Origin of the sequence: Palleronia caenipelagi (assembly GCF_007004065.1) — a bacterium.
GTDB classification, from domain to species: Bacteria; Pseudomonadota; Alphaproteobacteria; order Rhodobacterales; family Rhodobacteraceae; genus Palleronia; species Palleronia caenipelagi.
In genome coordinates this window covers 1-612 of sequence record NZ_VFSV01000184.1, presented here as the reverse complement: position 1 = coordinate 612, position 612 = coordinate 1, and the positions used below count along the sequence as shown (strand labels likewise).

1 protein-coding gene is annotated in these 612 nt (G+C 54.1%); it reads left to right on the top strand.

The window, feature by feature from the left end:
* Positions 1 to 554 (top strand): integrase core domain-containing protein (locus FEV53_RS20625; RefSeq protein ID WP_142836445.1); only part of this gene is annotated, 554 nt, incomplete at its 5' end.
* Positions 555 to 612 lie beyond the last annotated feature (58 nt).

Here is a 612-nt window from a genome sequence, read left to right as displayed (position 1 = left end):
ATATCGACATCGCCGAGGTTCAGACGGCGGAGGGCAAGCTCTACCTCTTCGTGGGTATTGACCGAACCAGCAAATTCGCAGTCACCCAACTCGTGGACAAGGCAGATCGTAAGACCGCATGGGAGTTCCTCGAACACCTGCTCAATACCGTCCCCTATCGCATCCACACGATCCTCACTGACAACGGCATCCAGGTCGCCGAGCAGCCCCGCAACCGGAACACAGCATATTCACGGCAGATGCGGTTCGACATGATCTGTGAGGAAAATGAGATCGAACATCGGCTCACTAAGCCGAACCATCCGTGGACCAATGGCCAGGTCGAACGAATGAACCGAACCATCAAGGAGGCGACGGTCAAACGCTTCCACTACGAAAATCACGACCAGTTGCGAACACACCTTGCCGACTTCATGGCAGCCTACAACTTCGCCCGCAGGCTCAAGACCCTCAGCGGGCTGACGCCTTACGAATACATCTGCAAGATCTGGACTTCAGAGCCAGATCGATTCATCCTAAATCCGATCCACCAAATGCCGGGACTGAACAACTAGAGCACTTGGGACAAAACCGAAATGAAAAAGGAACTGCACGCCTTTCAGCGATGACCTG